Raw genomic sequence first — 14945 nt, 5'->3', positions numbered from 1 at the left:
GGTTCCTTTGCGGCATGTGCGGGAACCTCCCTTCCATAGTGTTGCTATCCACGGCACACACAGTTCAACAAGGACCCGGCGCAATGGCCGTTCTGCAAGGTGTCTTCCCCATCCTCCCCACGATCTTCGACGCGCACGGCGCCCTCGATGAACGCGGCACCGAGGCGGTATTCGAGTACATCCTGGCCGCGGGTGCGGCCGGCGTGGTGTTCCCGGGCCTGGCCAGCGAGTACGACATGCTGTCGTTGGAGGAGCGGTTGCACCTGACCGCGTGCATCGGGCGCTGGAACCGCGGCCGGGTGCCCTTCATCGTCGGCGCCAGCGCGAAGACGCTGGAGGATGCGGTGCGGCTGGCGCGTGCCGGTGGCGAGGCCGGGGCCGAGGCGGCGATGGTGTTGACCCCGCATGCGCTGGCCGGCGATGCCGCGACGATGGCGGCGTTCTTTGCCCGGCTGGGCAGCGAGTCGGGCGTGGCGGTGATGTTGCAGAACGCGCCCGCCCCGATGGGCGTGGGGCTGGGCGTGGACGAGGTGGTGGCACTGACCGCGCAGGTGCCGGCCATCGCCTACGTCAAGGAGGAAACCATGCCGTCGGGCCATCGCATCACCGCATTGTCCGAACGTGCCGGCGACAGCGTGCAGGCGGTGTTCGGCGGTGCCGGAGCGCGCTACGTGCTGGACGAACTGGCACGCGGTGCGGTGGGCACGATGCCGGCCTGTGAGATCACTGAAGTGCATGTGGCGATGTTGGCCGCCTGGGCCGACGGCGACCGCGACCGCGCGCGCGACCTGTTCGAACGCACCCTGCCCCTGCTGAGCATGCAGGCGGTGTTCCGCTGGCGCCTGACCAAGGCGATCCTGCTGCGGCGTGGCCTGATCGGCAGCGACCACGTGCGCGCGCCGGGCCCGTCGCTGGACCGGCATGACCAGCAGGAACTGACTATCCTGCTGGACCGCATCGGCGACCTGCTGCCGATGGATACCGTTCCCGGCCAGGCCACGAGACATTCCGCATGAGCGTTGTCAGCAAGGTCGAGACCTTCATCCTCACCGTGCCACGCACCACGCCGTACCTGGGTCCGCTCGGCGCGGGCGAACGGGTCAACGCGCGGGGCTATCTGGTACGCCGCGGCAACGGCACGCTGTACCCCACCGTGGACCGCTCGGTGCTGGTACGGGTCACCACCGCCGATGGCGCGGTGGGCTGGGGCGAAACCTATGGCATCTGCGCACCGCGTGCCACCTGCGAGATCATCAATGACCTGCTGGCCCCGGAACTGGTGGGTCGCGATCCGCAGGACGTGGAAACGATCTGGGATGACCTGTACGGGTTGATGCGCGTGCGCGGCTGCGGCAGCGGTTTCCATACCGACGCGCTGGCTGCGCTGGACATCGCCCTCTGGGACCTGCGCGCACGTGCGGCGGGGCAGCCGCTGTGGTCGCTGCTCGGCACGCGCCAACGCGACAGCATTGCCGGCTATGTGTCCGGACTGCCGGCGGCCACCGTGGACGAGAAGGTGGCCATGGCCCGCACGTTTGCCGCACAGGGGCATGACGCGTTCAAGGTGCATGCCGTGGTCAGCCACGACGGCATCGCCGAGGAAATGGCCGCGCTGCGTGCCGCGCTGGGCGAGCAGGTGCAGCTGATGGTCGACCTGCACTGGAAGTTCGACCATGCCCAGGCCCTCGCACTGGCGCACGAGCTTCTGCCCAGTCGACTGACCTTCATCGAAGCGCCGTTGAAGCCGGAGGACGTGGCGGGTCTGATCGCCCTCGGGGCCGACAGTCCGATCCCGGTGGCGGCAGGCGAAGAGTGGCCCACCGACTACGTGGCACGCCTGCGGCTGGACGGCGGCACGCTGGCGTACGTGCAACCGGAGATGGGCCACACCGGCATTACCCAGTTCCTGCGCATCGCCAGGCTGGCAGCGCGCCGTGGCGTGCAGGTTGCACCGCACGCGACCATTGGCGGCGGCATCTTCATGGCCGCCAGCCTGCATGCATCGGCGGTGATCGACGGGCTGTGGCGGCACGAGTGGCAGCACTCGATCTTCTCGCGTTCGGTGGAGATGCTGGACACCGACATGGCCTACGCGCACGACGGCTATCGTCTGCCCAGCGGCCCCGGCCTGGGCGCGGTGCCGAACGCCCGTTTCTGGCACCACACCGAAGCGGTAGCGTAGTGCCGGGCTCTGCCCGGCTGCTGTTCGCAGGCGCTCCTTTTTGGTTCTTCGCCCCTTTGAGGGGAGCGTCTTGTTCCAACGGCCGTCGCAGAGTGCGCACGACGCTACGCGGATGGCCGGATGTGCAAGCGCCGTTTGGATCGGCTGGCGTCTCCGATCCGGCCGGTCGCGAGCGTAAGGGCGAAGAACCTTTTTCTGGCATGGGCTGATGAAGGCAGCCGGGCAGAGCCCGGCGCTACGTGCGGTGGCGTTTCGTTTGCTGGTCGCGTGGCGACGCGGCCATGATCCGCGCGCGCTTCATTGGCGGGACGCGCGGCGTTTCTCAGCCGGCCGCAACCGCCGCAGCCTGCGGGCCGATCAAGGTCATCTTCGAGCGGCGCGCCTGCTTCAACGCGGTCCACGCCAACAGCACCGCGATAGGATGCAGGAAGGCCATCAGCACGAAGGCGCGATCGAAGTTGCCGTCGGCCACCAGGTGCCCCACCACCTGCGCCGACACCATGCCGCCCAGCGCGCTGCCGCAGCCGACCAGACCGGCGACCGAGGCGATGTAGCGCGACGGGAACAGGTCCACGGTCATCGTGGTCAGGTTGATCTGGTAGGTAAGGTGGGCGAAGGTCACCACGCAGGCCAGCGCCAGCAGCAGCGGAATCGGGGGATGCATCGCCACGAACAGCCCGACCGGTGCCAGGCACGCCGCGCCCATCATGGTGGTCAGGCGCGCACGCACCGGGTGCATGCCGCGCTTCACCAGCCGGCCGGAAATCAGCCCGCCGCCCACGCTGCCGATATCAGCGGCCACGTACACGATCCACGCCACCGACGCGATCATCGCCAGGCTCATGCCGCGTGCATCGCCCAGGTATTTGGGGAACCAGAACAGGTAGAAGTACCAGACCGGATCGGCAACCGCGCGCGACGCCACCAGTGCCCAAACGGTACGGTCGCGCGCCAGCCGCCCCCACACGCCTTTCATCGAGGTGGGCGGCGCAACCGGCACCGGCGTTTCCAGTCCCGGGGTCGCGCTGGCCTCGGCTGCAGCGGCGGCCTCGGCCTGCGGCGTTGCAGCCGGCACCTGCGCCTTGCGCGGATAGGCCCACCACCACGCCAGCATCCACAGCAGTCCGGCCACGCCGGTGATCCAGAACGCACTGCGCCAGCCGTAGGTCAGCGCGATGCCACCAATCAGCGGCGGCGCCAGCGTGGCGCCGATCATCGCGCCGGCCGTGTACAGCCCCAGTGCCAGCCCGCGTTGCGGCGCGGGAAATTGTTCGGACACCACTTTGGTGCCCACCGTGTAGTTGCCCGGCTCGCCCAGGCCCAGCGCGAAGCGGGCCGCGCCCAGCTCCACCGCACTGCGCACGAACCCGGTGGCGATGTTGGCCAGCGACCACCAGCCCACGAACAGCAGCAGTGCCACGCGCGCGCCAAGCCAATCGGTGACCCGCCCCGCCATGACATAGGCGGCCGCGTAGGCGAACAGGAACACCTGCACTACGCGCGCATATTCCAGGTCGGTCATCTTCAGGTCGGCCTGGATGGTCGTCGCCAGGATCGACAGCGCCTGCCGGTCCAGGTAGTTGATGACGGTCGAGAAGAACAGCAGCGCCAGCAGCACCCATTTGGTTTTCCCGGTCCCGCTCACCCGCCTGCACGCTTGGACATCGCTGATGCCTCCCCATCGGAAGGCTGCAACGTATTGCTATTGTAGCAACATGTCAAACCGCACTGCGGCAATCGCTCAGCCGATTTCCGCCGCCGCCGCGCGCAGCGCCGCCACCAGTTCCTCGGTGGCCGCTTCCGGGATCCAGCCGGACATGGCAATGCCGGCATGCACCGGATCGCCCATCGCGATGGCCACGATGTGGTGGTCACGTTCGTCGGCCACATGCACGCGCGCGTGGCCCTGCGCACGGGTAATGGCCAGGGTGGCCAGCAGTTGCTCGATGCCCTCGGGGAACATGGGAATCGGCCGGTCGGCGTACAGCTCGCGCACGTCCTCGTCGCCCAGCTGGGCCAGCAGCGCGATGCCGATGCCGCTGGTGGTGGCGGGCAGCAGCCCGATGCGGCCCAGCCCGCGTGCCGCCTCGATGCCAGGCGGGGCATGGAACAGGTAGCTCACGCTGTCGTTCCAGAGCACCCCCAGCGCCACCGTGTGGCCGAACCGGCGCAGGTGTTCCAGCACCGGCAGCGCGCGCCGGATCAACCCGGAGGCAAACAGGCTCTGCGCGGCCAGCACGTGCATGCCCGGGCCGGCGGTGTACTTGCGGTCGGCGGTCTGCCGCGCAATACCAAGGTAGGCCAAGGTCTTGAGCAGCCGGTTGACCCGGGTGGGGTTGGCGTCCAGCTGCCGGGCCAGTTCACGGCAGCCGACCGGCTCGGGGGACGAGGCCAGCGCCTGCAGGGTGGCGATGCCGTCGATCAGGCTCTGGTTGGGCTGTGCATTGGGCTTGGTTCGCATCGGGAAAGCGTACTTCCCCCCCGCGGGTAATGCCACCAATAGCAACACGCCAGACCGGGGCGACGACCTTTCAGGGCAGCTTGCAGGCCGGTTGCGCCAACAGCCACGCCTGCGCGGCCGTCGTTGCATCCTGCCCCTCGGCCACAATCACGTCGGGCTGCAGGCGGTTGCCATCGCCGACGCCGTTGCGGTCGGCGATCACACTGCCGGTCAACAACAGCAGACTGCCATCGGGCAGACGCTGCGGGGTATTGGCGGTGGAATAGCCCGCACTGGGCTGGCCGAAGCTGCGCGACGCTGCCCGGCCGCGGAAGGCCAGTACCGATGCCTCGCCGGAACTTGCAGTGCGCGGCCCGAACAGCACGGCCACCGGGGCGCCCGGGTGGCGCAGTGCGTACTGCGTGTTGCGCGATCCGACCACCGCCTTGCCGTCCAGCCAGACCGCACCCTCGCGGTACGCCCACGGCTGGCGTTTGTCGGCCAGCAGGAACATGCCCACCGGATCAGCGCCCTTGGCATCGCCCAGCAACGGACCCATGCCCAACAGCATCGGCCACATGTTGCCGCCACTGTTGCCGCGCAGGTCGACCACCCAGCCACAGCGATTACCATCGTCCTGTTCCTGGATGCCCGCCTGCAGCGCAATGGCCGCCTGCTTGCGGGCCTGGTACTGCACTTCCTGGGGCTGGGTCTGGTCGTCCATGTAGGCGCCCACCTTGATCCACCCCAGCCGCGCTGTCGGTCCCGTGCTGGCGTCCTCTGTCTGAAGGGGCGCAGCGCCCATCGCTGCCTGCGTGGCCGGTGCGCGTTTCGACTCCGTGCGCAACTGGCTGGGCGATATCCAACGCCCGTGCCCGCCACTGCTGCGCTGGATCACATCGTCCAGCAGCCGCCGCGTCTGCACCGGGTCACGCGCAGCCGCCAACTCCGCGCGGGCCTTGGACCAGTCCACGCGGTCGCGATACAGCGACTGCTGCTGCAGCAGATCCAGGATCCGCGCCTGTGCCTCGGCGCTGGGGACGTCCTGTGCGTTTGCAGCGCCACTTGCCGCTGCCAAGACCACCATCAACCACCCGCAACGTCCTGCGATCATCGCGCTACATCCCTGTAGTGAAGAGGCTGCAGCTTACCGCTGCACCCGCCAGCCGGAACAGTGCGCCGTTCGCATAACCAGCGATGCCTCACGCCACAACGCGGTCGGCAGCGCCGGTTGCGCCCGGCGTGCCGCCGCGGATCCCTGCTGGCTGTCGCCCTACCAGTCCAACCGCAACCCGACATTGCCTTCGATCACCTTGCGCTCCTTCTGCGCACTGCTTTCCAGGTCGCGCGTGTAATCGGCTACCGCAAACGCACTGACGGTGCTGTTGAAGCGCGCCACCACGCCCACGCCCACTTCCAGCGCGCGCGCATCCTGCTGGTTAAGGATGCGGTTGCTGTCGAAATCGATGCGGTCTTCGCCGTCCAGGGTCTGCCAGTAATTGAGCTTGATGTACGGCTGCCAGCCGTTGCCGGCGATGTCGTAGTCGGCAGCCAGGCGCAGGCCGACGCGCCCGGTCCAGGCGTTGTCGTTGTCAAAGCGCAGCGCGGACACCGCGTCGCCGGCATCGTCCACCGACGTGCGCTGCCAGATCACCTGCAGCTGGGGCTCCAGCCACCACGCACTCTGCCCGAAGCGCAGCAGCGGCTTGCCCACTTCCAGCGAGGCGGTAGTGCCATCGCCACGCACGTCGATGCCCAGCCCGCGCGCGGAGGTTGCGTCGCCGTCGTAGCGGCTCTGCATCACCACCGCGTCCAGGTAGCCACCGGCGCTGCCGGCGCGGGTCCAGTACACGCCCACGTGTTTGTCATCCAGCCGCGTGCGGCCCACCGCAACGTTTTCCCAGCCGATCGCAAAACCGGTCACGTTGCCCTGCGCACGGGTGCGCCCGACAAACACGCCGAACTGGTCGCGATGGCTATCGCCCGCGTTGGCGTACAGGTCCAGGCCGGCCTGGATGCCCTGGATGTCGCCGTCGAAGCCCGGTTGCGCGTCGCCTTCCCAGTACTGTTCGTGGCTCTGCCCGACCATCCGCGCCCATGCCGCGCGCACGCCGCCCTGCCCGGCCAACAGCCGCTGCTCGCCTTGGCGCTCGTGGAAGGTGCCCAGGCTGGCCAGGCTGGTTTCGCGCAGCAGCGGCGGCACCACGGAATACAGGCCGGTCTCGAAGCGGTACAGCGGAATGATGTCGCCCTGCGCCGGGCGCGCACCGGGCGTGGGCGGCACCGCCAGCGGCCCGGGCACCGCCGCCACGTCGGTGGGCACCGGCGGCGGGGTATCGATGGTGGGCGGCGCCACGTCGGCCGGATCGGCCGGCTCCGGCGGTGGGGCCGGCTCGGGCGCGGCCGGGTTCGGATCATCCGGCGGATTGACGTCCGGCGGCGGGGGCGGCGCGGGTGGCAGCTCCGCCGGCGGGGTCCCGGCGCCCTCCGGCGGCGGGGGCGGCGGCGTGGTGACTCCACCCGGCGGCGGTGCGGGCGCCGGGGTCACGCTGGCCACCAGGGTCGAGCGCAGATACCAGTTTTCGCTGGTGCCGCCGCTGACGCCGCCCTTGAACAGGAAATACTCGTAGGCACCAACAGCGACCGGGTTGTACAACGCGAACGCGGTGGGCGCGGTGGTCGCACCGTTGATCGCCTGCACCACCAGGATGCCGTCAGCCACCGTGGACGCGCCGGTGCCGCCGGCGTTGAGGATGCCCACGCCGGTGGTGCCAGTGGCGCTGCCGGTGGAGATCACCAGTTTGTCCGACAGCGAGCTGTCGTCGCCCAGCACCGTGTTGAGGTACAACGCGCCACCGTTGCCGACATAGTTGCCCACCACGGTGAAGGTATCGCCGACGCCGCCCCCATTGCTGAGATCGATGCGGCCGGCATTGGTGAGCGTGGCCAGCCGCCCGGCCACGAACGGGGCGAGGACGCCGTTGCTGCCGCCGCCGAACACCGCGCTGGTGGCATCGATGTCCAGGCTGCCCGTGCCGCTGCCGCTGTCGCCCAGCACCCACGTGCCATCGAACGTCAGCTGGGTATCGTCGCGCAGCGCCACCTGTTCCCAGTTGGTGAAGCGCGCCACGCCATTGGTCTTGACGTTGTCCAGGCCGAGCACATCGTTGCCCAGCCCGCCATCGAAAGACGGCAGCGCGCCCAGGTGGGCGTTGTTGAGGTTGCTCAGCTGCGCGACATCATCGCCTTCGCCAAAGTCGATCGCTCCGTGCACCACGCCGCCGCCGTTCCAGGTCAGGCTGTCGTTGCCGAAGCTCAGCCGGATTTCGCCGCGCACGGTGCCGCCGGTGATGGTCACCGCGTCATCGCCGCCACTGACGCTGATGTTGCCGCCGATGTAGCCGTCGGACAGCACGATGGTGTCGCGGCCGAAACCGGTGACCAGGTTGCCGTCGATGGTGCCGCCGGACATCAGGAAGGTGTTGTCGTCCAGCTTCATGTTGACCCGGCCGATACGGCCGCCGGTCATTTCGGCGTAATCGCCATCGTCGAACGCGCCGACGATGCGGCCGCCGGTCATGCGGAAGCGGTCCAGCGCATCGCCCTGCAGCAGGGCGCCGATGCTGCCACCGGTCATCAGGAAGGTGTCGATGCCCGCCCCCTGCTGCACGGTGCCGGTCACGCTGCCGCCGCTGATCTCCAGGCTGTCCTGCCCATCGCCCTGGTCGACGCTGTCGATCACGCCGTCGCGGATCACCAGGGTGTCGTTGCCCGCGCCCTGCAGCACGCCGCCCTGGATGCTGCCGCCGAGCATGTCGATGCGGTCGTTGCCGGCACCGGACACGACGCCGCCGGTACTGCCGGCAAGGGTGCCGCGGTTGGTCAGGTAGGTGGCCCCGTTGAGCTGCAGCGCGCGGCCGGCGTTGGCGATGATGCTGCCACTGTTGTTGATGGCATGCCCGGTACCGGCCTGCACGGTGATCGCATCGCCGCTGGCGATAGCGAGCTGCGCGTTGGCCAGCACGTTGATGGAGGTGTTGGACGCGCCACCGGCGGTGACGATCGCCACCGGATCCGGATTGGGCGCTGCGGTCGAGCAGGTCACCGTCTGGTCCTGCCCGGGCGCGGGGTTGTCGCAGCCGGCCCAGGCGGGCGCGGTACCGGCCAGCAGGACCGTGCCGAGCGCGCCCCCGCAGCTTCGACGCAACCAATATGAAATGCGGTCGGCCAGCACGGTGCGTGCCGGCGAAGCGGGCTTGGAGCGCATACGCCTTTCCTGTTCTACAAGAGGGGGGTACGGCAACGGCCCAGTGCTTCTACGCAGACCGGCGTCAGTACTTTTACCGCCGCGCCGTGATGGGGGGGTAAACGCACGTGATGCCCATCCTAGATTTTGAGGTAGATGCGCCGCGCGTCCAGCGCCCACACCACGCCCCACCACACCGCCACGAAGCTCAGCGCACACAGCAGCGAGGCCAGTGCGGGGGCCGTCGGCAGCAGCGCCGACAGCGTCTGGTACAGCCATCCCCACGCGCCGCTGGCCATCAGCAGCAGCGCCATCGCTGACGAGCCGAGGTAGGCGGCAATGGCGTTGACGCCGAAGCGTCGGCCCAGCGCCGGCGCACCCCAGCGATCCACCAGCAGGTGGGCCAGAAGCAAGGCCGCCACCGACAGCCCGCCCGTCCACAGCACGAAACTGGGGGTCCACAGCTGCTTGTTGAGGGGTAGCCACAGCGTCGCTACACCGCCCAGGAACAGGCATGCCGTGGCCAGCGCCGCCAGCCCACCCACCTGCCCCGCCCGCAGCCACGCGCCCGCACGCAGGCCCAGCAGCGTGCTGGCGAGCGCGCCCAGGCTGCTCAGCAGCCCTTCGGGGTCGTGGCCGAGCCCAGTCAGCGGGTCGTACTTGTAGAGCAGCGGCGCGAACAACGCGGTATCCAGGCGGCTGGCCGGGTTGACCCACGGTGCCAGCGAATCGGCCCCCAGCAGGATCGCCGTGTACACCAGCAGCAGCCCGACCAGCACCGCCCATTGCGTGCGCGCACGCGTCTGGATCGCCAGCAGCCCGACCACCGCCACGCACAGCGCGATCCGCTGCAGCACGCCCCACAGCCGGTAGGCCGGCAGGTCCATCAGCCACCACGCCAGCAGGTGCAGCACCGCGCCGGCCACCGCGATGCGCAGCGCACGCTGCAGCAGGCCACTGCGCAGGGCCGGGCGCAACGCAGGCTCGCCCGCGCGCGGCGACAGGCTGAAGGCCATCGACACGCCGGCAATGAACAGGAACAGCGGGAAGATCAGGTCGGTGGGCGTGAAGCCGTGCCAGTCCGCATGCAGCAGCGGTGCATACACATGGCCCCAGTCGCCGGGGTTGTTGACCAGCAGCATCGCCGCCACGGTCAGCCCGCGCAGGGCATCGATCGAGCCCATGCGCGGCGATGGGGAGGCGGTCATGCGTCCTCGCGCTCGCCGGCAATCCAGGTGGCGCGCACCTGCAGTGCGTCGTCGAGCAGCACCAGGTCGGCCTGGTAGCCCTCGGCGATCTCACCCAGGCGGTCGTCCAGGTTGAGGAACTGCGCCGGGTAACGCGAGGCCATGCGTGCAGCCTCGTCCAGCGGCAGGCCGAGCAGGTGCACCGCGTTGCGTACCGCCGTGGCCATGTCCAGCGCCGAGCCCGCCAGCGAACCGGCGGCATTGCGCACCACGCCGTCCACGGCCGTGATCATTTCGCCATACAGCTCATAGCTGGGGCTGTCGGCGCCCACTGGCGGCATCGCGTCGGTGACCAGCATCACCTTGCCGCGCGGCTTGGCCGCCAGCGCCACGCGCAGGCTGGCCGGGTGCACGTGCACGCCGTCGGCGATGATGCCGATCCAGCTGTCGCGGTCTTCCAGCGCCGCGCCCACCGCACCCGGCTCGCGCCCGGTCAACGGCGACATCGCGTTGTAGAGATGGGTAAAACCGCGGATGCCGGCGTCCAGCCCGGCGCGCGCTTCTTCGTAACTGGCGGCGGTATGCCCGGCGGCCACGATCACGCCGCGCTCGACCAGCGCGCGGATGCTCTCCAGCGGCACCCGTTCGGGGGCCAGGGTCAACAGGGTCACGCCGTTGTCGAGCGAGGCCGCCATCGCGATCTCGTCAGCGTCGGGCACGCGGAATTTGTTGGCGTCATGGGTGCCCTTGCGCGCCGGCGCGATGTACGGGCCTTCCAGGTGGATGCCGAGCACGCCGGGCACGCCCTGCGCGATGGCCGCGCGGGTGGCGTCGATCGCGCGGCGCATCACCTGCACATCGTCGCTGATCAGCGTGGGCAGCAGCCCGGTGGTGCCGAAGCGGCGGTGCGCGGCAGCCAGCGTGCGCAGGCTGTCCACGTCGGGCGTGTTGTTGAACAGCACGCCGCCGCCACCGTTGACCTGCGCGTCGATGAAGCCCGGCAGCAGCCAGCCGCCGCCCAGGTCCACCTGTTCGTCGGCGCTGCCCAGTTGCGGGGCCGCGTCGGAGACCAGCGCGGTGATGCGGCCGTCTTCGATCACCACTGCCAGGTCGTCGCGGAACTCATCGCCGGCCAGGATCCGGGCATTGCGCAGGACGGTTTTCATCAGACGGTTTCCGTCACCTTGTTCAGATGCGGCGGCAGGTCCGGGTTGTGCCCGCGGCGCAGCGCCAGTGCGTTGATGGCGCGATAGAAGGCCTGCACGGTGAGCAGCGGTGCGCAGGCCGGGTGCGGCGCAACCGGCAGCGCCAGGTCGCCATCGACGTCGGCCAGCCACACCTGCGCGTCGCGCGCGCCGAACTCCTCCAGCACCGCGCGGGTGCCCGCGCCGGTTTCATCGGGCTGGGCAAACGCCAGCACCGGGAAGCCCGGGCCCACCAGCGCCATCGGGCCATGCTTCACTTCGGCCGAGCTGTAGGCCTCGGCATGCAGGCCGCAGGTCTCCTTGAACTTCAGCGCGGCTTCCTGGGCCGCGCCCAGGCCCAGGCCGCGGCCAAGCACGAACAGGTTGTGCGCCGGCACCAGGCCCTCAGTCAGCGCCGACCAGTCGCTGTTCCAGGCCTGGCGCAATGCATCGGGCAGCGCCCGCAGCGCGGCGATCAGTGCCGCGTCCTGGCTCCAGTAGGCCACCAGCTGCAGGATCGCCGACAACGAGGCCAGGTAGCTCTTGGTCGCCGCCACGCTGCGTTCGGCACCGGCCCCCAGCGGGATTACCGTTTCGGCCAGCTGCGCCAGCGGCGAATCCTCCACGTTCACCAACGCCACCACGCGCGCACCGGCCGCACGCGCGGCCTCGGCGTTGCGCAGCAGGTCCGGGCTCTTGCCCGACTGCGAAATGACGATGTACAGCGCGCCCCGCAGTTTCAGCGGCGCTTCGTACACCGAGCCCACCGACGGCGACGCCGAGGCAGTCACCAGCCCGAGGCGCGTTTCCAGCAGGTACTTGGCGTAAGTGGCGGCATGGTCCGAGCTGCCCCGCGCGCAGGTCACCACGAACGGCGGCGGCGCCGCGCGCAGGCTGGCGGCCAGCGTCTCCACGGCCACCTGGTTGCGCGCGAACTGCGCGGCGATCACATCGGCAGCCTCGGCGGCTTCGCGGTACATCAGGGTGTCGTGGGGAGCAGGCAGGGACATGGGGACTCAGGTCGTTTCAGGAGAAGGAAGCCGTGCACCCTGCGGGCGCATCGGCGCGGTGGAGCCACGCACCACCAGCTGCGGCACGAAGCCCTGGTTCTGCAGCTGCAGTGGTGCGTCGTCGTAGGCATCGCTGCGCAGCTGCGCGATCAGCAGGCGCGCGGCATGCCGGGCGATGTCTTCGGTGGCCTGCTTGGCGGTGGTCAACGGCGGCCAGGACTGGCGTGAGAACGGGCTGTCCTCGAAACCGGCAATGGACAGGTCGTAGGGCACGTTCATGCCGGTGGACTTGGCTGCCGCCAGCACGCCGGCGGCGATTTCATCGTTGGAGCCGAAGATCGCGGTAGGCGGTTCGCGCAGCGCCAGCAACCGTCGTGCGCCGCGGAAACCATCATCGAAGGTGTAATCGCCCTGCACCACCAGGTGCTTGTCGATGCTCATGCCGTAGTCGCGCAGTGCTGCTTCGTAGCCGGCGTAACGTTCGCCGCTGGACCTGTGCGAAGTGCCGCCCCAGAGGAAGCCGATCCGCTGGTGGCCCAGCTGGATCAGGTGCTCGGTGATTTCATAGGCCGCTTCGCGGTCATCGACGAACACGCACGCGCCGTCTTCGGGATCGGCGGTGGCGGCGATGATGCGCACCAGCTTGATGCCGCGGGCAGTGAGCGCGGCCACCAGATCCTTGCGCTCGGACATCGGCGCGGTCAGCACCAGCCCGGCCAGGCGCGAACGCTGCACCCAGTCGGCCAGTTCCTCGGCGAGCATCGGCGAGCTGGAATCGCAGGGGTGGATCTGCAGCCCGAAGCCGGTTTCGCGACAGGCGGCGAGCACGCCGTTCTGCACGCCGATGATGTGGTACGGGTTGGGGTTGTCGTAGACCAGCCCGACCACCAGCGTGGTGCCGGTGCGCAGGTTGCGCGCGGCCGGATCGGGCTCGTAGTCCAGCTCGGCGATCGCACGCAGCACCCGTGCACGGGTGGCCTGCATCACCGAGGGCTCGTTGTTGATGACCCGCGAGACCGTCTTCAGCGATACCTTGGCCCGTTCGGCGACATCCTTGATGGTCGCTCTACGCATCGTCTTTTCCTGGCTGACCGGTTGAGCGTCCATGATCGCCGATCACTGCCCGTCGCGGGACAGCCCGACGCGGTGGCCGCGCATCGAATAGAACAGGATGTACAGGTAGCAGGGCACCATCAGGCCGGCGAACACCCACTGGAAATCGAAGTGCTGCTTGAGCACGGCAAACAGCTGGGGAATGATCGCGCCACCGGCGATGGCCATCACCAGCAGGGCCGAGCCGGTCTCGGTGAAGCGGCCCAGGCCGCGGATCGCCAGCGGGAAGATCGCCGGCCACATCATCGCGTTGGCAAAGCCCAGGGCCGCCACGAAGCCCACCGAGACATAGCCGTGGGTCAGCAGCGCGCCGATGCAGAACAGCACGCCCAGCACCGCCGAGATGCTCAGGTAGCGCGACTGCGAGACCAGGTGCGGGATCAGCGCCAGGCCGGCCAGGTAGCCGATCAGCATCGCGCCCAGGGTGATCGAGGTGAACATCTTGGTCTGGTCCAGCGGCAGGTCGAAGCCGTGGCCGTAAGTGCCGATCGCATCGCCGGCCATCACTTCCACGCCGACGTACACGAACAGGCACAGCACGCCCAGCCACAGGTGCGGGAACTGGAAGATGCTGGTGCGCTCGGCCACCCCGGGCGCGCGGGCCGGCGTGGCATTGGCTTCAGCGGTCTTCAGCTCGGGCAGCGGCGAGAACAGCACGCCCACTGCCAGCACCACCAGCAGCCCGGCCATGGCCATGTACGGCAGCTGGATCTTGGCGGCGAAGTCATTGAGCAGCACCGTCTTGGCGGCCGCATCGGCGACCTTCACCTGGGCGTCCAGATCGCCGATGCCATGCAGCACCAGCGTGCCGATCAGCACCGGGGCCAGCATGCCGGCGATCTTGTTGCAGATGCCCATCAGCGCAATGCGCCGGGCCGCCGTCTCGATCGGGCCGAGGATGCTGATGTACGGGTTGACCGCCGTCTGCAGCAGGGCCAGGCCGCTGCCGATGATGAACAGGCCGCTGAGCGCGCCCGGGTACCAGCGCTGCTGGGCGAAATGCGCGAAGACCACCGCACCGGCCGCCATCACCAGCAGGCTCAGGCTCAGGCCCTTCTTCATGCCGGTGCGCTTGAGGATCCACGAGGCCGGCAGGGCCAGGAAGAAATACGACAGGTAGAAGACCATCAGCACCAGGAAGGCGCCGACCTCGTCCAGCTCGAAGGCGAGCTTGACGAAGGTGATCAACGGGCCGTTGAGCCAGGTGAAGAAGCCGATCAGGAAGAACAGCACGCCGATGATCAGGATCGAGGTAAGCACGCTCGAACGCGCGGAGGCAGCAGGCACGGCAGACATCAAGGAGGCTCCTGCATCGACGGCGCCTGGGCGGCATCGGAAGAGTGGCTGGGAACAACGTTGTCACATTTATTCGTTGCAGCCGCCAGGTTTGTCAACAACTGGTTCACGCCAGCGCCGCGCATTTTCCTTTGCTGCACCTGCGCAATCTGGCGGCAGCGCTCGGCGCGGGCGGAGCGAAGCCCGTATTCACGGCAGTTTGCGAAAACATGACGGCAGTGTGATGAAAACGTTTTCCCGCGCAAACCCACGTTGCGGCGCAGCATCGAAAGTGTGAGGTTATCGTT

12 protein-coding genes are annotated in these 14945 nt (G+C 68.9%); 2 read left to right on the top strand and 10 right to left on the bottom strand.

Annotated features, from left to right (window positions below):
* Positions 1-83 precede the first annotated feature (83 nt).
* Together ABE571_RS12840 and ABE571_RS12835 are read left to right on the top strand one after the other, a co-directional pair.
* Positions 84-1016 carry a dihydrodipicolinate synthase family protein gene (locus tag ABE571_RS12840; protein WP_346483280.1) on the top strand — a complete coding sequence of 311 codons (933 nt, stop codon included), beginning with the start codon at positions 84-86 and terminating at the stop codon, positions 1014-1016.
* Positions 1013-2182: a mandelate racemase/muconate lactonizing enzyme family protein gene (locus ABE571_RS12835; protein ID WP_313219586.1), complete on the top strand. Its 1170-nt coding sequence runs from the start codon at positions 1013-1015 to the stop codon at positions 2180-2182. The genes ABE571_RS12840 and ABE571_RS12835 overlap by 4 nt, the downstream gene beginning before the upstream one ends.
* A gap of 322 nt (positions 2183-2504) precedes the next feature.
* Here the strand turns inward: ABE571_RS12835 and ABE571_RS12830 are convergent, their stop codons facing one another.
* The 10 genes from ABE571_RS12830 to ABE571_RS12785 all read right to left on the bottom strand — a co-directional run bounded on the left by ABE571_RS12830 (position 2505) and on the right by ABE571_RS12785 (position 14924).
* The gene (locus ABE571_RS12830; protein WP_313211622.1) at positions 2505-3800 is read right to left on the bottom strand and encodes an MFS transporter; all 1296 of its coding nucleotides are present in this window, start codon (positions 3798-3800) and stop codon (positions 2505-2507) included.
* 123 nt (positions 3801-3923) lie between these two features.
* Positions 3924-4643, bottom strand: coding sequence for a helix-turn-helix domain-containing protein (locus ABE571_RS12825; RefSeq protein WP_137190365.1), 720 nt, complete (start codon positions 4641-4643; stop codon positions 3924-3926).
* Positions 4644-4713: 70 nt separating this feature from the next.
* On the bottom strand, positions 4714-5736 hold the full coding sequence (locus tag ABE571_RS12820; RefSeq protein WP_346466731.1) for a S41 family peptidase: 1023 nt from the start codon (positions 5734-5736) through the stop codon (positions 4714-4716).
* A gap of 159 nt (positions 5737-5895) precedes the next feature.
* A complete protein-coding gene (locus ABE571_RS12815; protein WP_346493799.1) occupies positions 5896-8889 on the bottom strand; it encodes an autotransporter domain-containing protein in 2994 nt (997 codons plus the stop codon).
* 119 nt (positions 8890-9008) lie between these two features.
* Positions 9009-10076, bottom strand: coding sequence for a heparan-alpha-glucosaminide N-acetyltransferase domain-containing protein (locus ABE571_RS12810; protein ID WP_313219583.1), 1068 nt, complete (start codon positions 10074-10076; stop codon positions 9009-9011).
* Complete coding sequence (gene nagA, locus ABE571_RS12805; RefSeq protein WP_346481625.1) at positions 10073-11221, bottom strand: N-acetylglucosamine-6-phosphate deacetylase; 1149 nt, start codon at positions 11219-11221, stop codon at positions 10073-10075. The genes ABE571_RS12810 and nagA overlap by 4 nt, the downstream gene beginning before the upstream one ends.
* Positions 11221-12249, bottom strand: coding sequence for an SIS domain-containing protein (locus ABE571_RS12800; RefSeq protein WP_313426754.1), 1029 nt, complete (start codon positions 12247-12249; stop codon positions 11221-11223). The genes nagA and ABE571_RS12800 overlap by 1 nt, the downstream gene beginning before the upstream one ends.
* 6 nt (positions 12250-12255) lie before the next feature.
* Complete coding sequence (locus tag ABE571_RS12795) at positions 12256-13323, bottom strand: LacI family DNA-binding transcriptional regulator (RefSeq protein ID WP_313211617.1); 1068 nt, start codon at positions 13321-13323, stop codon at positions 12256-12258.
* Positions 13324-13365: 42 nt separating this feature from the next.
* Positions 13366-14658 carry a sugar MFS transporter gene (locus ABE571_RS12790; RefSeq protein WP_313211616.1) on the bottom strand — a complete coding sequence of 431 codons (1293 nt, stop codon included), beginning with the start codon at positions 14656-14658 and terminating at the stop codon, positions 13366-13368.
* Positions 14658-14924, bottom strand: a complete 267-nt coding sequence (locus tag ABE571_RS12785; protein ID WP_346466634.1) for a hypothetical protein — start codon at positions 14922-14924, stop codon at positions 14658-14660. Before ABE571_RS12785 ends, ABE571_RS12790 begins: the two co-directional genes overlap by 1 nt.
* Between the last annotated feature and the right edge of the window lie 21 nt (positions 14925-14945).

It is taken from the genome of Stenotrophomonas sp. TWI273, assembly GCF_039674765.1.
GTDB lineage: Bacteria > Pseudomonadota > Gammaproteobacteria > Xanthomonadales > Xanthomonadaceae > Stenotrophomonas.
The sequence above is the reverse complement of the archived record's forward strand: the minus strand, read 5'-3'. Positions and strand labels throughout refer to the sequence as shown.